This is a genomic window from Colwellia sp. M166 (genome assembly GCF_024585285.1).
GTDB lineage: Bacteria > Pseudomonadota > Gammaproteobacteria > Enterobacterales > Alteromonadaceae > Cognaticolwellia.
Genome location: NZ_CP040755.1, coordinates 3,482,882 through 3,501,817, shown reverse-complemented (window position 1 = coordinate 3,501,817; position 18,936 = coordinate 3,482,882). Strand labels below are relative to the sequence as shown.

The following is an 18,936-nucleotide window of genomic DNA, read 5'->3' as shown; positions in this document are numbered from 1 at the left end:
GTATCTAAACATTTTTAGCTACGTCACTGGTAAGCTTTTGTAAAATACCACACTGCTCAATTGTTCCATTATTTGAGCAGGTGTTACTTAAGTCATTTAACTGTTCTTTTAGGCTATTAAGTTCTTTAATACGTTGTTCAACTTGCTGAATATGACTATCGATCATGTTGTTAACTGAGTTGCATTGAATCGAGGGTGAACTTTGTAACTCAAGCAGTTGACGAATTTCCGATAAGGCTAAATCGAGCGTTCTGCATTGTTTAATAAACATCAATTGTTTAAGTGACGATTTATTATATAAACGAAAATTTCCTTCACTTCGCTCTGGGGATTTCAAGAGTTGTTCTTTTTCATAATAACGGATCGTTTGTACTGAACAATCTGTTAATTTTGCTAGTTCGCCAATTTTCATAATATTAAATTTCTTTGTTGACTCTATAGTTACCATAGACTTTATACTTTGTAAAAATGTGTTTAACAAGGTTTTTTATGTCAAATAAATGTAGTGGCCAATGTGAGTCAGTTGTTACTGACTCTAGTATTAAAGAACTTAAAAATACTGATGCTTTTGATGGGCGTTTCACAACTGATTATAAAGTGCCTAAGATGGATTGTCCTTCTGAAGAACGATTGATAAGGTTAGCGCTCGACGGTATTGAACCACCTGTTGGATTAAAATTTGATATTCCTAATCGGCTAGTTAAAGTTTTTCATGATGCTCATTTGGATGAGATAACTACGAAGCTTCAATCATTGAATTTAGGTGCTACGTTAGAAATAACCAGAGAAAGTTGCAGTGTTGAAGCAACCCAAGCCAAAGTATCTGCTAAAGAAAATGAAGGGAAAGAAACCATTATTCTTAAGTGGTTACTGATCATTAACGGGTTCATGTTTTTTTGTGAATTCATCGCGGGTTGGATTGCTCAATCCGCTGGACTGATTGCTGACTCTTTAGATATGTTTGCAGATGCTGCTGTATATGGATTAGCGATATATGCGGTTGGGAAAAGTATTAAGATGAAACTCAAAGCAGCCCACATATCGGGATTGCTACAAGTTATCCTTGCGTTAGGTGCTTTAAGTGAAGTGTTAAGGCGATTTATATACGGAAGTGAACCCGTATCAAATTTAATGATGATTTTTGGTGCACTTGCGTTAATTGCCAATGTTACATGTTTGTTTTTAATATCCGATAGTAAAGAAAATGGCGCTCATATGAAGGCTAGTTGGATTTTTTCAGCTAATGATGTTATCGCAAATGTTGGCGTTATATTAGCAGGACTACTGGTAACACTGACAGGATCGCGTTATCCAGATCTTGTTATTGGATTTATAATTGCCCTTGTAGTATTAAACGGTGCTCGTCGAATCTTACAGTTAAAAGCTTAGTATAAATGTAATAATAAAGTATCTGTCTCAACTAATAAGCATCAACACTCAAATATCTAGTATTAACTCGATATATTATTAGCCAAAGTGTCCTGCTCAAGTGGCATAAGTTATGGTGTAGTAAAAACTCACTGCACCAACATCAATTGTGCCTTTAAATTGTTTCCCTTTGATTATTAAATGAATATTTTAAGCCGTTTATTTCAAACCGATTTTAGGAACGTCTGCTTTCCCAGTAATTTTCAATTCTGCTGACGGTTATATTAGGTCTGCGTAATATCATGAAGCCGATCGGTCAATACTATTCAAGCCGATCACTTTTTTGTCTGCCAGTAGACCTTAGTAAAATCTAACTTGAGTGATCGCCATCAGTCAAGGAATTTAGTTTTTTTCGCATCGATTCGCCTTTTAATTCCAACTTTATTGCTCCGTGAACAAGCCGATCTAGGATCGCATCAGCATGTGTCGATTCTCCGATCATTTCATACCAATTTTCTATCGGTAATTGGCTGGCAATTAAGGTCGATTTTGTGTCATATCTCGCATCAATTAATTCCAGTAAATCACTGCGTTGTTGAGCTGTTAATGGCTCTAATCCCCAATCATCTAGGATCAGTAAATTGGCAGAGCTAAGCTTGTTGATCAGTTTTCGATAACTACCATCGGCTTGCGCTAAGAACATCTTTTCTAATAGCTCTTTAAGCCTAAAATAATAAACGCTACTCCCTTGTTGGCAGTGGTTTTGACCAAGAGCACAAGCGAGGTAAGTTTTGCCACACCCCGTTGCTCCCGTGATCAAAATGTTTTGGTGAAGGCGTAGCCATTCACCTTGTGCTAATGAACGGATCTGAGTTTTATCTAGTTGTCGTGCTGCGCCATAGTTGAGTTGAGCAAGCGTACCGCCAACTCTGAACTTTGCTTGTCGAGTTAGGCGGTCAATTTTACGCTGATCACGCTGAGTTATTTCATGGTCAAGCAATAAGCTTAGTCGCTCTTCGAAGCTTTGTTCAACGTAGAGATTGGGTTGCTCATATTGCTGCAATAGTGCATCACGTATACCGCTTAGCTTTAAGTTACTTAACTGGTTATTGACTTGTTGATTGATATTTTGCATAAGATTTCCTTTGGTTTGTTAGTTTTGATTAATGGTAATAGTTGTTGCCGCGGATATTTTTATGATCAATATCTTGTAGTAAATCACCTTGAGCTTGTGGCAAGGGTTGCTTATCCAAGCCCTTTTCTAAAATGTTTTTTACTTGTTTTACGCGAGTAACACCTGTGGCTAATGCGCGATGACAGGCTGCTTCAAGACGTTGGTCAGTAAACTTCTTACCTAGGCTTAATAACCCCATACAAGCACGGTAGCTTTGCTCTGGATGCTTTTTAGCTTGCATCAATTGCATAACAAACTGCTCCGTTGAACCACCGAACTTAGCTGCCCAACGTTCGAACCGTTGTGGTGACCATTGCTGCTGCTTTTGATGAGCTATTGGCATATGTAGATCAAGCGTGGTGTGTGCACCTTCTCGGTGTGATCTTGGGTGAACGGCTACTTGAACACCCTGATGGTAAAGTGTCACCAGTTGACCTGTGGCATGGGCTTCAAGCTTTTGTTTGATCAAGGTATGAGGTACTGAGTAGTAGTGTTTTTCAACTTCGACATGATAATCAATATGCACGCTTACTTGTTTGACTAAGGTGTAACTGTAAGCCTGTGTGGGTAGTGGTTTGAGAGCAGGTTTATCAATGGATTCAAACTGACTGAGCCTTGAACCAGGGTGCTTCTTCATTTTCCGCTGGTTTAAGTCGACAAGCAGTTTTTGTATCTTTAGGTTTAATTGGCGCAAGCTAAAGAAGCTTTCATTGCGAAGCCGTGCCATTATCCAGCGTTCGACAATTTGCACACCCACTTCTGCTTTGGCTTTATCCTTGGGCTTATAAGGTCTAGCAGGCACAATGACCGTATTGTAGTGTGTCGCCAATTGTTGGTAGGTTGGATTTAAATCAGGCTCATATCGACAAGGTTTAGTTACCGCACTTTTTAAGTTGTCAGGGATTACCAGCTCTGGCACACCACCAAGAAACTCAAAACAACGAGCATGACTCATCACCCAATCTTCTAGCTTTTGGCTATACGTTGCCTCCGCATACGTATAATTAGATGCGCCCATAACTGCGACAAACACTTGAGCTGTACGGTATTCACCTGTACTAGCATCAACAATATTCATAGTTGGGCCGCAGTAATCAACAAACAGTTTTTCACCTGCTTTATGGTTTTGTCGCATGGACGGTTTTTGACATTTAAGCCATGCCTTGTACTGTCGGCAGAAGTGGGTGTAACTGTAAAATCCTTCCTCGTGTCGCTCTTTGTATTCTTGCCAAAGCAGCAATAGCGTCATGGTTTTGGGTCGCAGCTCCTGCTGAACTAACAACCAGTCAGGAATACTAAAGCCTTTTAGTCGGGGCTTTGTTTTGAAGAATGCTCGTTGCAGAGAATGATCATCCCATTTTTCATCAAGCGGCCAGCAAGTGATACCTAACTCTGCTGATTTACAGGCATATTTAGAAACAATTGAAGGTGAAATAGATAAGCTGTTTGCTATCTTTCGATGACTGAGTTTACAGTCGTATTTTAGTCTTAAAATCTCTTTAAGTTTACGCATTGAAATAGGTGCCGTTGGCATGGTTATTCTCATCATCAAAAATGAAAAGAATAACGGTTAAAAACACCTACTGGATAGACAAAAATGAGTATAAATTGAACGATACCATTCAAGCCGATCACTCAATACCATTTTGACCAAAAAGTGATCTGCATCGATGGTATTGAGTGATCGCGATGGATAGTATTAAGTGATCGGCTTAGATGGTATTAGGTGATCGCGATGCATGAGAATATGCACACCATGAATGCAATAGCTGTAGAAGAACAAAATGCAGAGCTAGTGTTTGATCTAAACAAAGCAAAAATAATCGATCTAAATCAGCTGGATACACCCCGTGCTTTAAATTCAGAAGGCGGTATCGATGCTTTCGCTTCTGCTGGAGCATGGACTGACGTTGTCTATAATCCCAATATTACCACAGCTGGACAATGGGTATTTGGTCCGTTGATGGACGCACCTTCAGGAACATCTTCCACTGCTACAGTTCAAAATATTACTTGGCAATGGAATATATGGAATATATGGAATATATGGAATTACAACACTAATTTAACAACTTATTTATGTGAGAGCACATTAAATGTCTGTTTTGATATAAGTGGTAATTTTGGTGCAGGAGGTAATACAAGTTCTTATAATATACCAGCCAACCAATCTTGGAGATATGCTTTTTATTACGCAGGCAGCGGTAGTATTAGCCCCGCATTACTCGGACAAAATGGCTCTATCGCTGTAACATATCAATAAAAAGAAAACATTATTTTAGCGGTTTTAAATTCAACCCGAAACCGCTATTTATCAAGCATAATAATTTACATAATTAGGGGTTAATTTCACTAATTTTTCATAATTTTCAGGAGAGCTAAGTCCCTTATTTCCCCAGTTCATCGACATCTTATAAAGATCTGATTGTTCGTCTTGCATGTTTGCAATACTTATTAAAATATCTTTAGCGCTTTTCCCTTCGGCTCGCCCCAGACTAATTAAATCTTGCTCTTGATTCAAAACACTACGACTTTCTTGTTCTATTTGACCCTTTAAACGACCTATTCTTCCAACTAATTCATTCTCATTGTCAGAGTTCATAATTTCTCTTAAATTAATGCTAGCCATTGATGGCTCCCTTCCGACTAATGAATTAACTTTTGCTTCAAGCTCTTCTGGAGTAGCGTTTTCAATAAAGGAAAGAGCATTTTGTCGTGTATCAAGATTATTTGTATTTTCCGACGATTTTGATGTGGTTATCGCTGTCTGTTCAACTTTACCAACATTAGAACGGGTTTGTTGTACAGCATAGCTCTGTGAACCAATAGAATTTATCATGTCATTATCCTTAATTTTTTTAATAAAAAACTACATTTTTTAGTAATGTAAACATCAATACTTATCCATATCTTAAAGCAAGTAACATACCAAAAATATTATCTACTATTTTTAAAGCATTAAGTATGAAAGTACACCCTAAAGTAGAAATATCAGTAATCTTGGTCGATAAAAACGGCAAATAAGGGGCGCTGTATAATTTCAAGTTGGCAAGTTATTGCCGCTTAATAAGAGGGTCAACAGGCAGGGCAACCGCATGAATGCTCAATATTCAAACATCCTACCGAGTCCCGCCTGTAGCACGGCTTCCAGATAGTCGGTCTTCATCCACACGCGTTTTTGTTTTCTAGGAATACTGGCTTGAGTGGATTCTGCTCTGAGCATATTGAGGGCTATTTGTCTCAGTGTCGCGAGATTCTCAGCACCATGGTTTTGATAAATCTGACAGTCGTCCTCGCTCATGCTGACATCCAGCACCCAATGCAGGTTGTTCTCTATCGCCCAATGGCTGCGCACTGCACTGGCCAATTGCTGCTCAGTGAGCGGCGCTGAACTGATGTGGTAGCGATAGGTCAGTTCGGGGGCTTTTCCAGGTGCCTGGCGAAAGGACAAGGACATGCCTAAGGTCTTGAGCTGGGGGCATTGGGGAAATGCGGCAGCTATCTCATCTACTGGTAGTGTGTAGCACGCTCCCCTTCAACACGACCTCGGTTTTTCTCAATCTGTATTGGCCCCAGTGGCGCTTGTCGTATAGCTGTAAATGTCTCTTTTACCGCGTCGTACAGGTTTCCTTGATTGGCTTTGAGGGTAAATAAATAGTCCCCGTCTTTGTCTACAATCGTTTCTGCGATTGCGGTTTGACAGCCCATGGCATCAATGGAAACCAGTGTTCCTTGAATATCCAACAGGTCAATCAACTCAGGAATGGCGGTAATTTCATTCGATTTATCGGCCGTTTTGAGCTGCCCTAAAACTAACTTATTGGCGCAAGCAAAGGCGTTCACCATGTGGATGGTGGCTTGACGATCATCACGTGAATAAGAGCCTCGGAGTGTTTTTCCATCAATGGCGATAACGTCTCCTTCGCTGTTCTCATACACACTTCGCATCCAGCCGATAAAACAGTCGCCGAATTGCTCGGGGTCGACACGTGAAATGATGCGAGCGATGGTGTCATCGACGGGGACGCCATCCACCAGAAAACCGTGCTGTTTAAACCAGTCATGGTGACCTTCGGCATATAAACGGATGTCGGCCCACCCTTCTGCGCCAGCGAGGACACCGCATAGCGTAACAAACAGCACATCATGTAAAGGATAGGTGTGCATATTCCGGCCCATAGGGATCACCTTTTCTGGCTAGTCGGGATCATCGATTCTGGTTTCATCGGGATCACCTATTCCGGTTTCATCATGATCACTTTTGGGATATCACCAGAATGATGACATCAACCTAATCGAGTCTTAATTGACGCATTGATATTCAACATATTTGCTAGCCTAGTTCCTTTTTGTTTGGAGCAATCATGGCTACAAAGAGGTTAACAATGCGTAATATCAGAGAAATTCTACGACTTCATTTTGAAGCCAAACTCAGTCTACGAAAAATCAGTATCTGCACTAAAGCCAGCATTGGCGGTGTGCAAAAGCTGCTTGTTAAAGTAAACCAGTGCGAACTCACTTGGCCGTTACCGGAAGATATGGATGACGTAGCATTGGCAAAATTGCTGTATCCACAATCAGATCCAAGGCCGTCACGCCACTATCAACTGCCCACGTGGATAGAGGTACATCAAGAACTGAAGCGTAAGGGGGTGACCAAACATCTGCTGTGGGAGGAATACACCCAACAGTATCCAAATCGCAGTTACAGCTACTCGCAGTATTGCCATCATTATGATGTATGGAAAAGCAAACAACGCCGCTCCATGCGCCAAGTCCATAAAGCCGGTGAGATTCTGTTTATCGATTACGCAGGGCAGACTGTGCCGATTGTCAGCGGCAGCACCGGTGAGGTGCGCACCGCGCAGATATTCGTAGCGGTGATGGGCGCATCCAACTATACCTTTGCTGAAGCCACTTACTCGCAAAGCTTACCGGACTGGTTAGGTAGCCATGCCAGAGCCTTTGACTTCTTAGGCGGCCTACCGCAGTTGGTGGTGCCGGATAACCTAAAAAGTGGGATCACTAAAGCTTGTCGCTACGACCCTGATGTCAATCCGTCCTACCAGCAACTGGCGGCTCACTATGGTGTGGCGATTATGCCTGCCAGACCCTATAAACCTAAAGATAAAGCCAAGGCTGAGGTGGGCGTACAGGTTATTGAACGCTGGATATTGGCCAGGTTACGCCATCACACCTTCTTCTCACTGGCGGAGCTCAACATCTGCATCAAGGCCTTGCTGGTTGAGGTCAACAACAAGCCCTTTAAGCAGTTCAAAGGCTCTCGCCTAACCTGGTTCGAGTCCATCGACAAACCGGCTCTTAAGCCACTGCCTAAGCATCCTTACCAGTACACTGATATCAAACAGGTAAAAGTGAACATTGATTACCATGTTCAGTATGAGGATCATTTGTACTCAGTACCGCATCATTTGGTCGGTGAGCGCATTGAATTGCATGCCAAGGCCAATGTGGTCGAAATGCTCTTCCACAATCACTTAGTTGCCAGCTATGCCAGACAATACCGCACCGGCATGAGTACCACGCCCAGCCACATGCCAACAAAGCATGAAAAACACCACCAATGGTCAGCCGGTCGTTTAATGAACTGGGCAAAGGATATTGGTGATGAGGTACTTATCTGGGTCAAAGCCCAACTCAACAACAAAACCCATGAGCAGCAAGCCTATCGGGTCTGTTTAGGTTTACTCAATCTGTCTCGGCAATATCCACAGAGCAGACTTAATAAAGCCTGTGCCATTGCTAATAAGCACAGTCTTTATAGGCTCAAACACATCAAAGATATCCTCAGCAGTAATCAGGACAAACTGCATCCGGACACCCAAACACAGCCTTCACTACTGCCCCAAACCCACGAGAATATCCGTGGCCCAAAAAGCTTCCATTAAAAGGACAACACCATGATAAATCAGACCTTAACTCAATTGCGCCAGCTTAAACTTAATGGCATGGCAACCGCCCTTGCTATGCAAACGGAACAGCCGGGTAACTACGACAATCTCAGCTTCGAAGAGCGCATTGGATTGTTGACCGACAGCGAACAACATGAGCGTGAGCAACGCAAACAACAGCGCCTGCTCAAGTCCGCCAAACTGAAAATCCACGCACACGCACGGGACATCGACTACGCCCAGCCCAGAGGCTTAAAACAAGCCATGATGGCCTCCCTGTTGCAATGTGACTGGATAAACAAACATCAGAATCTGTTACTTACCGGCCCTTGCGGCAGTGGTAAAACCTATCTGGCCTGTGCACTGGCGCACACGGTCTGTACCAAAGGCTACAGCGCAAAATACTATCGAATATCCAGGCTAATGTTGGAACTGGCACAAGGCAAAGCCGATGGTACTTACAGTAAAGCCCTGCAACAGCTCGCCAGGCTCGACATGCTTATTCTGGATGACTGGGGGTTGGAACCCCTTAACTCGGCTCAGCGCAACGATCTGATGGAGATCATGGACGACAGAAACGGCAGCTCATCCACAGTGATCATCAGCCAATTGCCAACTGACCAATGGTATCAATCTATCGGCGACAACACCCTAGCAGATGCGATCCTCGACAGGCTGATGCACAACGCTCACAGGATCAATTTAAAAGGAGAATCGATGCGAAAATTACAGTCTGAGTTGACTCATCGGGATCACTTAGGGTAAAACACGGACTCGTCCAATGCGTCAAAGATTAGTGATCCTGATGAAATCAGAATGACTGATCCCCATCACCGGAATATGCAAGGTGATTTTGGCAGACTGACGGTGGTCAACTAAGGCACTAAAATGGGTGGTGAAGGCTTCTAAAAACACAGGTAACTCTCCCAAAAGAGAGTATAAGATCATAGCGGATTCAAATCGTCAAACTGTTTGTTTTTGGTTGAAAAACGTTCGCGATCTTGCCCTGGGTCAACAGGTATTCAATTATAAGACGTACTCTAATCAGGCAAAGTTGTTATTTCAGTTGATACTTTTTCAGATACATCGTTCAATATTCTATAAATAGTTGCTGGCCCCAAACCATAATTTTTTGCTAATTGACCAATTGATACACCTTCTTTTCGTTTAGTATAAATTTCAACATCTATTTCCGCTGTTCTTTTTGTTGGCCGACCAAATTTAACTCCGTGCTCTTTCGCTTTAGCAATACCTTCTAATTGTCGCTCAGAGCGTAAATCTGTTTCAAACTCTGCGATGGCTGCTAACATGTTAAACATTAACCTTCCAGTGGGAGTAGATGTATCAATTGCTTGGTCAATGACTACTAGATCAATATTTTCAGCCTGAAAGCGTTCAGCTACTTGCGATAAATGAATAACGGAACGCGCGAGGCGATCTAATCGAGTGATCACAAAAACATCGCCTTCTCTAAGATAATTCATGCATTTTTGAAATTCAGGCCGCGAAGCTGTTTTGCCACTTTGTTTTTCATGATAAATTTTATCGCAGCCAACTTGATTTAATTTATCAAGTTGAACCTCTAAACTTTGACCTGTCGAACTGACTCTTGCGTATCCAATTTTAGACATTTTTTTATCGTATATCTTAAGATGTTTTGAGAAAAACATTATGAGAGTAGTTTTGATAATAGTCAAATGTAGTTATCATAAAGTATACTTTATGATAACCGTTATTTTGGTTTTCAATTGATACTATCAAGTGTTTCAATACCATTTAGTAAACCGATTAAATCAATTTCCTTACGGTCTTTATTAAAGGCATATTCACCATTCAAATTTATATGCTGCCAAGCGACAGGTGATAATCTTGAAATAATATCAACAACGTCTTGCCTACCATTCTTTTCTTGAATTTGCAGAAATGCCGACAGTAACGCAGAATTATAATAAATAATACAGTTTGAAATAAGTCGGGCGCAGTCGTTCCATTGTGATACTTGGTAATCATTACCGCCACGAAATTTATTACCATTAACGGAAGTTATAGCTCGTTTTAATTGGTGGTACGCTTCACCTCTGTTCAAGGCTTGCTGAACATAATGGCGTAGCGTGGAATTATCAACGTATTCCAAAACATAAATTGATTTTATCAAACGGTCGTATTCATGAATGGCTGCCAATGTGCGACTCTTGCCATTACTCAACTTTCTAATGATAGTGCTTTGTGTGGTAGTCTTTCGGCTCAATGAACACAAGATATGTTGAATGTCATCCCACTCTTCAGTAATGAGTTTATGATTGATTTCTTTTATCAATTGAATACGTCCACCATCTTCTTCAGACACTTCAAATAAATTAAAAAATATTTTTTTCATTTTTGCGTATCGAGGGGCGAACGTATAGCCAAAGAAGTCCAAAATAGCGAAGTTGACATTGTTGGTACCAGATGTCGGTTGAGAGGACATCTGGCTTAAGATCACTAGTATTAGATTGTAGTAAGTCGTAAATATAATGGGACTCATGCTCATTAGATCCTATGATACGGGCATTTAACGCACTATGATTGGCAACTAACGTCATGGCCGTAATACCTTTGTTGGTGCCGAAGTATTTCGAGGAGTAGCGAGTTTTAAAAGTCTCAAGGTGAGTTTCAAATTTTTGCCCATCGGTACTGGCGTGCAGGACGTCTTCTTGGATGTGATAGTGGCGGAAAATAGGGAGTGCCGCTACTGCGTTATTGATGATATCACTAGCCTCTTGCAAGGTTTCAGGCCTAATATAATTAGCTTGTATAGTGCTTAGATGCTCATAACTGCGATCAGATATTTGTGCCATCCCATATACGCCGCGATGTGTCGCATTCGCAATTAGAATAGCCAATAAATCATCCTGATTGGCGCCTACTTGTTTTTGTATTGGCAGCACGTGTGCGAAGCATTGCATAAAGTTGGTTTCTTGTTCAACATAACGCAACACATCAGCAATACTGACGGGGATCATTTGTTTAAAGAAAGGGTTGTTGACAAGTGATTGGGAGCCTTTAACTGGCAGTCGCCATCGTGTGCCACTTCGGCTCTTCATGATCACATTGCGGTTATCACCATTATCAATGTGACGAGCAACATCTTCTAGGGATGTTGTTAAGCGTATTTGTTTTACTTGCAGTAGCTTCTGAATCGGCTGCTTTAGCTTTTCCAATGTTGATGATGCCAATAGATCAGGCTGTATTGACGATGCAATTAAGTCGTCTTCTAGCGCACGATATTTAGTGACGTTTGATAAGTAAATTCGACCATTAAGCCGAGAAGCCAGTTGACGGTAAAGCAACCATTCGTATCGCTGTGGATGAACAACATCCTTGTTAATTAACCATGGACGATGTTTTTGTTGGATAAGTGTACTATCCATTGTTTGCAATGTATTACCTGCTAATAGTTCTGTTTTTGTGGTTTTGAGCTGGGTCACTAATGCTTCTGAGCCTTTACCTGCTTGGCATTCAAGACATAGAAACACGGGCCTTAATAACTGCTCAATTAACCCGTTTTGATCATCATAATATTGCCATTGATATTCTTCTACCGTGCGTTTTTGCTTTTTTAAGTACAGGCATAGCGTTTCTATATCTTGGTTATTCATTACACTTAATGCTTGTTGCCTAACCGTTGCAAATGGTTGATTATCGTCGATACTGTCATCAACAAACAGATGCAGTAATTCTGCGGCTTTGGTGACATTGTCTGCAGCTGACCTCCATGAGTCAAACACTGCCTGTTGGGCAAACGCATGCGCAGCTTCTTGTTGTTTACGGATATGATGAATAAACCCATCAGCCAATCGCTCTAGGCTTTGCCGTATGCGTTGAGTCAGAAAACACAGCAACCATAGGTGTTGCTGTGGACGCTTAAAGCGTTTTAGTTTACTGCCATAATAATCCACCATTTCACCGAAGTGTTGTTGGTTTTTAGACGATAAGGCTAAGCCCTTAACAGCATTATCAATCTGTCTTGTATAAGGCTGTAACTGATGATACACCGTCAGTTCTTTTTTTAGCTCTGTCACCATAACGCTTTTTGCACCGGCTCGAAGCTGGCTTAAGGAGAGCCCATCTTTGTCATCGATAATAGTATTTAGAAATCCGTGTAGTTCAGATGAAACATGAATACGAAGCTTATTATTTAACGCCTTCTTGACCTGTTGGATAACACGACTGATAAGCTTTTTGTAAGACAGTATATTTAGGGATGGCAATTCTATGCGTTGCTAGATATTCAGCGGCTGCATCGAATAGATAACGAGGCTCAAGCCAAGCTTTGCCGACCATAACAAGATGTTCGTACAGCGGCGCAAAGTGCAGACTTTCGTCCCATTTCTGATAGTTTAATAACCTCAGTATTCTTTGATATATACGGTCACGCTGCATCTTATTAATGCTGAAAGGCCTGATCCCTTTGCCTCCTTGAACTTGCGTTGAAATAAACTGCATATCGTCAAAGATGAGGTTAAAGCTAGGTGAAAGAATCACAGGCTTAGACTTAAAATACCCTAATAACGCAATGAAATAGCATCGGTGGTTCCTTAGGCGAATACTTTTCAACTCTGTTAACTCGATCTCGTTTGGCGTAAAATACAATCGTTGTTGTTCAAGTGATAATAGCGGCGGAGAATATAGATCAAGCTGCTCAGCTTTGGTAAGAATTGATAGTTCGTTTTTTATAGCCATAGGAATTAAATTAAGTTTAAGGGGTTGTTAACCTCATAATTTGCCATACTTTGGAGAAGTAACCCACCTTTGTATGCCTTTAAATATGGTGAGTATGGCGATTTATGTTACTTTAGAGGGGAAAATCCCTAGAACCCCTCTGTGCTGTAGATTGCTTCAATGATTTCATCTTTAGCAACTTTCATCTGATAGTCGTGATAGATACATATTCCATGACGCTTTGTGCGCACCACGGTCATATGGCAACCGCCGCATTCTGACATTTTGTCGGCTTGCGCGATCGCAACCGAAACGGCGGATTCTATTCGAGCACCAGCAACTGATTGCTGTACTTGTTCTTCAGTCATTACGAAATGTGTCATAGCGAATCTCCTAAATTTGATTGAATTTGAAGCCCACAGGCTCCCTAAAACGCTCTCAGCGAAAACGCTTTAGGGAAGCCTGCGAACCTCGCCTCCAATCAGGAGTACCCGCTATGTTTGGCTCCCTTGCTTACGGGCAAGCAAGCCGGAATTCTTGTCTGGTGTCCGATGGTGGACAAGTCAAATATTTGTACCCTGGGGCTACAAGCTCCCCAGGGCATCACACTTAAATTCACATATCAGAAGTAAGCAGATTTCACCGTAGTCACAACCTCACCAACATCCGTATTAACGAGTTCATCTTCAGACCTGCTGAAGCGAGACTCCTCACGAGACGCTTTGCGGTAGGACTCCAGTTCATCGGTTAGGTCTTTATCTGGGAACGTGTCCTTCAGATAAGAGCCATAATCGATACTGCCTGCGTATTCTCATGACTTTGATCACCGATTCTCATCAGCTTTGATCACTTGATTTATCATTTTGTAGAGCCATTCTTAAACTAACTTAACTGATCATCATCAGTCAATTTATTTAACTGTTTTCGTATCGATTCTCCTTTTAAATTCACCTTGATTGCACCATGAATAAGCCTGTCTAAAATAGCATCAGCGTGCGTTGATTCTCCGATCATTTCATGCCAGTTTTCCTGTGGTAACTGACTAATAATGATGTGTGATTTATAACCATACCTCGCATCAATTAATTCAAGTAAGTCACTTCTCTGTTGAGCACTGAGTGGCTCAAGCCCCCAATCATCTAAAAATAAGTAAGTCGACTTTAATGAGTTTACTCAGTAACTTTCGATAACTGCCATCGGCCTGTGCTAGGAATAGACTTTCAAGTAATTCTTTTAGCCGAATATAAAAAACGCTTTTACCTTGTAGGCAATGTTCATGGCCTAAGGCACACGCTAGGTATGTTTTGCCACAACCTGTTGCGCCCGTGATTAATATATTCTGATGTAAACTCAGCCAGGTACTTTGGCTGAGACTACGTATTTGCGTTTTATCTAGGTTGCGCTTCGGCGAGTAAATGAGTTGGTTTAATTGACCCGGTAACCTGAATTTAGCTTGTCGTACAAGTCGATCGATTTTTCTTTCATCACGTGTATCAATTTCATGTGTGAGCAATAAACTGATGCGCTCTATAAAGCTTTGCTCTTGATATAGGTTTGGCTGTTCAAGCTGTTGCTTGAGTGCTTGCTTTATACCCGATAACTTGAGCAGTTGAAGTTGCTGATTAATGGTGTCTATCATGTTGGTATTCCTTAATGGTAGTAATCTGTGCCACGTATGTTGCTATGTTTGACTGATTTTTCTGGCTCTGTTTGCTGTGTGGGTAAGGGTTGCTGATCTAACCCTTTTTTTAATATCTGTTTAATTGATCTAAGCGTGGTCGTATTCATACTGATTGCCCGATAACATGCTTGTTCGAGGCGTGGTTTTGAGTAGGTTTTAGCTAAACTCAACACGCCTAAACAGCTGCGGTAAGCTTGCTCAGGATGGCGTTTTCTATTAAGCAGTAATTCAACAACCTGATGGGTATAATCACCGATACTCAATGCCCATGAGCGTAAGTTTATTGGTGACTGCTCATGCTGTTTTTGATGCGCCTTTGGCATATGATGTGCCTGTGTTGTATGTCCGCCTAAACGGTTCGACCTTGGATGTTGCGCAATCAAGGTATCGTGATGATAAAGCTGTACGAGTTGATTGGTGATGTGTGCACGCAATTGTTTCTTAACCCATTGATGTGGCACGCTGTAGTAGTGTTTTTCTATGTCAACATGATAATCAATGTGTACACGCACCGTTTTGATTTGTGTGTATTGATAAGGGTTCTCAGGCAATGGTTTTAATGCATTTTTATCGACTAAATCAAATAGCTGCTTGCGTGATTGTTGGTATTGCTTCATCACCTTATTGTTCATCACGTCAAGTAACTTTGCTATTTCATGATTTAATTGCGCTAAACTATAAAAGGTTTGGTGACGCAAACGCGCCATGATCCAACGCTCTACAATTTGTACACCGACCTCAGCTTTGGATTTATCTTTGGGTTTATAAGGTCTAGCGGGTATGACAGCGACATTAAAGTACTCTGCTAGCTGGTGGTATGTCGGGTTTAGGTCAGGCTCGTAGCGACAAGTTTTACTCACCGCACTTCTGAGGTTGTCGGGAATAACAACGTCAGGAACACCACCTAAAAACTCAAAGCAACGGGCATGACTCATCACCCAATCTTCAAGTTGTTGACTATAGGTTGCCTCAGCATAGGTATAATTTGATGCGCCTAGTACAGCAACAAATACCTGAGCGGTACGTTTTTCCTGTGTCGTAGGGCAAGTGATGGCAATTGTGGGACCACAATAATCGACAAACAGTTTTTCACCGCCTTTATGCTGCTGACGCATGGATAGCCGCTGCGTACCTAACCACTGCTTATAAGCACGGCAGAAGTGACTGTAGCTGTAATAAGGCTCGCCCACTTTTTCAAGTAACTCATCAAACACGAGCTGCAATGTTAAGAGTTTATGTTGTTTTAAATCCTTATTGATACTTAACCAATCAGGCGTTGGGTATCTTTTCTTACGTGTTGAGAAGCGCCTTAGTTTGGTATTGAGAAACGAATTTTGTTGCTGCTCCTCTGGAATTGGCCATTGATTAAAGCCTAATTCATTCGCCTTTTTAACATAATTTGCGACGGTGCCAGGCGAAATATTTAAGCTTCTTGCGATCTCTCGATGAGATAACTTTGCTGAGTACTTCAGCCGTAAAATAGAATGTAATTTACTCATAGATATAGGTTTTGTTGCCATTATTGTTATCCTCACCAAACGATTTAGATAACGGTTTAACATACCTACAAAAATTGATAAAACATGAACTCAGTGACGAGTGGTATTAAGCTTTGATCGGCAAAATCATTAAGAGCACAAAAGTGATCATTTACAAGTGATTTTAGTGATCAAAGCTTAATGAGAATAAGCGATCAAAGTTAATGCCATTGGGTGATCAAAGCTGGAGAGAATATGCATACTGCCCTTCTTCATGAATCGGGTAACTTTCACGCCACCAATGTCCGCCTGCATAAACGGACCCATCAACGTGATCATTGCCTTCTGAATCCCCTTCTGCTCTTTTTCAAGAACTTTCAGTTCATCTTTAAGTGCTTGTATGCGATGGTGCTGCGTGCGCCATGCATCAGCATACGCATCCCACTTGAACTGCTGATCTCCAGATTCCGGTATATACCAGTCTCTTTCAGGATCAGGCTCAGGGGGCGTATTGGTTACTACGTGCTCCCAAAAGAGCTTTGCCGCCTCAAGGATTTCATTCTCCCTTTCAGGTGTTAACGTGACAGAAAAATCCAGGTCCTGACCGCCTTCTTTGTAAAAAATCAGGCGACCGGTTGTCGTCCCAGCAACGGTACATTGAGCATGGACTTGCGCCTCATACAATTTGTACGTACTGGACTCGACACCTTTCTTTTCGATGTCATCCCACACCGATTCACTGGGGGCCTTGAACTCAAATGGTTGCATTGCTGAATCAAGCCCATCAAAGCTCGCACGCAACACATCCCATCGAGCGCATTCCCCACAGAGCGGAAGCAGAACCTCACCATAACGACCTTCGGCCAATTGGCGAGCTTCATCTTCAAGGCGAACACCACGTTTTACATTGGGGTTGTTGGATATATCAGGAGCATTAATACGCCCGACTTTTTCCGCCCAAAGTTGCCAACGTGTCTTGTATGGACTGAGCCCAAGGATGATCGGAATATCCGATGCCGTAACTCCCTTAGACCGCCATTGCAACCACTCGTCTGAACGCTGATTAAGATCAACTACTTTCATATTTGACATTACTGATTCCTCTAAATAGAGGTAATGCCATCTCCACTGGAGTAAGCATTACCCCAGTGGGTTGAGTGATAGATTGGTTAATCTCAGGCTGTTAAGGCTTGAGACTGAAGAGCTTTTGTCAGTGTTTTGGTTGAAGCACTGTCAGGTGTACTGCTGACCAGTTGACGACACAGTTGTGCGAACAGGTTTGCGTAAAGCTCTGTGGGTAAATCAGCTACCGGGAAAGAAGGGCTTTGGTTCGCTCGCGCTTGCTCAGCCTTATAAATTCCGATGACACACCAGTAATCCGCTTTATCAGCTTCAGTATCTGGAATGTGCTGACCAGCGTGGACAGGGCAGATTTTGAAGGACTCAAAATCACGAAGCTGATCCACATTGTTGAAGTAGAACAGAGTTGTTCTGTAGTTAGAGTTGGAAGTGATCATTGCTATTCCTTGTAAAAAAAGGGGCAATGCACCTCCACTGGAGTAAGCATCACCCCAGCAGGTTGAGTGTTAGTTGAAATTAGGCGTTAACGATTTTCTGCTCGTGCATTTTCGCTTCAGACTGAGCCTTGGCCTTATCCAGTTCGCTATATGCAAAAGACAGTTCAGCAGGATTCTTGATCCGGCTTTCCATTAACTCCCGACACGCTTCAAAAGCATTTTGCTTAACCGCACGGTCTACCAGTTGTTTCACGGTATTCTGTACAGTAAGCGGCACTTCATCACGACTCGGCGGAGGCGGTAACATTCCTACGGTTGCCATATCTTTCGACAGGACGGCGAGGCCTTCTCCATTTTCCTCATTGAGGATCTGAAGGGCTTTAGCCAGTCGAGGCGTAGACTTGGGCCACCATTTGGAAGCTCGCTTCACTACCGATTTCAGTTGCATCTGATCTTCCCAATCGACCCAAGGACCAAGACCTTTCTTGAAGGCCTCTGAGACATCCCGAATCTTGTCCATGTCCGCTTTGGACATAGGCTCGACCAGGACACCCCCAGAAGGAAGTTCCGCGATACAGTAACCACCTCGAACGGCTCCTCTTTCCGTAGAAAAAGGGTCGCAAAAGTGGTCTGGTTTCTCGGCTGGACCTTTGTAGGTGAACTGATCTTTCTCATAGACAAGTTCAGCTTTGGCCCAGCGAATTGCACCCGTTTCAACACCGATAGTGATTAATCCCCGGTAGGAGATGTCGAGCATCACTTTCGGGTCTTCGTTCTTGCGTAATCGTCGCGGTACCAGATAGGCCAGACCCTGGTTAGGGTTCAGCGTCAATCCGACTGCCGCTACGTTGTACATCGCCAGGCGAAGACTCGATGGGTTTTTCTTGGCGACATCCAGCAAGTAGCTGTTATTCATCAAGAGTTGGGTGGCAAAGATCTGCTCCTGAAAGAAGTCCAGACCGGAACCAGAGAATTTGTCCTTGGCGGACTCAATTGCCTGGTGCCATTGGTTAGTGGGCTTTTGCGCCACTTGGTTTTGCGGTTGATTCATAGGATTGCTCCAGGTTGCTAGTTGAGTATGTGAGGTATAATGACCCCAGGAGGT

General features: G+C 42.4%; 15 protein-coding genes and 3 pseudogenes. 4 read left to right on the top strand and 14 right to left on the bottom strand.

Annotated elements, in window-relative coordinates; translation table 11 throughout:
• Positions 1–4: 4 nt before the first annotated feature.
• A complete protein-coding gene (cadR, locus tag FGD67_RS15820; RefSeq protein WP_257172055.1) occupies positions 5–412 on the bottom strand; it encodes a Cd(II)/Pb(II)-responsive transcriptional regulator in 408 nt (135 codons plus the stop codon).
• Positions 413–489: 77 nt separating this feature from the next.
• Here cadR and FGD67_RS15815 point away from each other — a divergent pair, with 77 nt between their 5' ends.
• Positions 490–1,389, top strand: a complete 900-nt coding sequence (locus FGD67_RS15815; RefSeq protein ID WP_257172054.1) for a cation transporter — start codon at positions 490–492, stop codon at positions 1,387–1,389.
• 349 nt (positions 1,390–1,738) lie between these two features.
• Here the strand turns inward: FGD67_RS15815 and istB (FGD67_RS15810) are convergent, their stop codons facing one another.
• A complete protein-coding gene (istB, locus tag FGD67_RS15810) occupies positions 1,739–2,503 on the bottom strand; it encodes an IS21-like element ISShfr5 family helper ATPase IstB (RefSeq protein WP_257172029.1) in 765 nt (254 codons plus the stop codon).
• A gap of 28 nt (positions 2,504–2,531) precedes the next feature.
• On the bottom strand, positions 2,532–4,076 hold the full coding sequence (istA, locus tag FGD67_RS15805) for an IS21 family transposase (protein WP_257172053.1): 1,545 nt from the start codon (positions 4,074–4,076) through the stop codon (positions 2,532–2,534).
• 201 nt (positions 4,077–4,277) lie between these two features.
• Between istA (FGD67_RS15805) and FGD67_RS15800 the strand changes: the two genes are divergently transcribed.
• Positions 4,278–4,805, top strand: a complete 528-nt coding sequence (locus FGD67_RS15800) for a flagellar protein FlhE (protein ID WP_257172052.1) — start codon at positions 4,278–4,280, stop codon at positions 4,803–4,805.
• Positions 4,806–4,856: 51 nt separating this feature from the next.
• Here FGD67_RS15800 and FGD67_RS15795 read toward each other — a convergent pair whose 3' ends face one another.
• Positions 4,857–5,381 carry a hypothetical protein gene (locus FGD67_RS15795; RefSeq protein ID WP_257172051.1) on the bottom strand — a complete coding sequence of 175 codons (525 nt, stop codon included), beginning with the start codon at positions 5,379–5,381 and terminating at the stop codon, positions 4,857–4,859.
• Between the two features lie 264 nt (positions 5,382–5,645).
• A pseudogene (locus FGD67_RS15790) lies at positions 5,646–6,703 on the bottom strand (ISAs1 family transposase); the annotation flags it as partial.
• 203 nt (positions 6,704–6,906) lie between these two features.
• Here FGD67_RS15790 and istA (FGD67_RS15785) point away from each other — a divergent pair.
• The gene (gene istA / locus FGD67_RS15785; protein ID WP_040515151.1) at positions 6,907–8,451 is read left to right on the top strand and encodes an IS21 family transposase; all 1,545 of its coding nucleotides are present in this window, start codon (positions 6,907–6,909) and stop codon (positions 8,449–8,451) included.
• 12 nt (positions 8,452–8,463) lie between these two features.
• The gene (gene istB, locus FGD67_RS15780) at positions 8,464–9,219 is read left to right on the top strand and encodes an IS21-like element helper ATPase IstB (protein WP_007106097.1); all 756 of its coding nucleotides are present in this window, start codon (positions 8,464–8,466) and stop codon (positions 9,217–9,219) included.
• A 21-nt stretch (positions 9,220–9,240) separates the two neighbouring features.
• On the opposite strand, the gene FGD67_RS15775 is transcribed toward istB (FGD67_RS15780), so the two are convergent.
• The 9 genes and pseudogenes from FGD67_RS15775 to FGD67_RS15735 all read right to left on the bottom strand — a co-directional run bounded on the left by FGD67_RS15775 (position 9,241) and on the right by FGD67_RS15735 (position 18,882).
• A complete protein-coding gene (locus FGD67_RS15775) occupies positions 9,241–9,402 on the bottom strand; it encodes a hypothetical protein (RefSeq protein WP_257172050.1) in 162 nt (53 codons plus the stop codon).
• 92 nt (positions 9,403–9,494) lie between these two features.
• Positions 9,495–10,085, bottom strand: coding sequence for a recombinase family protein (locus tag FGD67_RS15770; protein WP_257172049.1), 591 nt, complete (start codon positions 10,083–10,085; stop codon positions 9,495–9,497).
• A 113-nt stretch (positions 10,086–10,198) separates the two neighbouring features.
• Positions 10,199–13,176: pseudogene (locus tag FGD67_RS15765) on the bottom strand (Tn3 family transposase).
• A gap of 128 nt (positions 13,177–13,304) precedes the next feature.
• Complete coding sequence (locus FGD67_RS15760) at positions 13,305–13,538, bottom strand: hypothetical protein (RefSeq protein WP_257172048.1); 234 nt, start codon at positions 13,536–13,538, stop codon at positions 13,305–13,307.
• 499 nt (positions 13,539–14,037) lie between these two features.
• A pseudogene (istB, locus tag FGD67_RS15755) lies at positions 14,038–14,794 on the bottom strand (IS21-like element helper ATPase IstB).
• An 11-nt stretch (positions 14,795–14,805) separates the two neighbouring features.
• Positions 14,806–16,356 carry an IS21 family transposase gene (gene istA / locus FGD67_RS15750; RefSeq protein WP_257172047.1) on the bottom strand — a complete coding sequence of 517 codons (1,551 nt, stop codon included), beginning with the start codon at positions 16,354–16,356 and terminating at the stop codon, positions 14,806–14,808.
• Positions 16,357–16,512: 156 nt separating this feature from the next.
• Positions 16,513–17,406, bottom strand: a complete 894-nt coding sequence (locus FGD67_RS15745) for a YqaJ viral recombinase family protein (RefSeq protein ID WP_257172046.1) — start codon at positions 17,404–17,406, stop codon at positions 16,513–16,515.
• A gap of 83 nt (positions 17,407–17,489) precedes the next feature.
• The gene (locus FGD67_RS15740; RefSeq protein ID WP_004748856.1) at positions 17,490–17,831 is read right to left on the bottom strand and encodes a hypothetical protein; all 342 of its coding nucleotides are present in this window, start codon (positions 17,829–17,831) and stop codon (positions 17,490–17,492) included.
• Between the two features lie 79 nt (positions 17,832–17,910).
• The gene (locus FGD67_RS15735) at positions 17,911–18,882 is read right to left on the bottom strand and encodes a recombinase RecT (RefSeq protein ID WP_257172045.1); all 972 of its coding nucleotides are present in this window, start codon (positions 18,880–18,882) and stop codon (positions 17,911–17,913) included.
• Between the last annotated feature and the right edge of the window lie 54 nt (positions 18,883–18,936).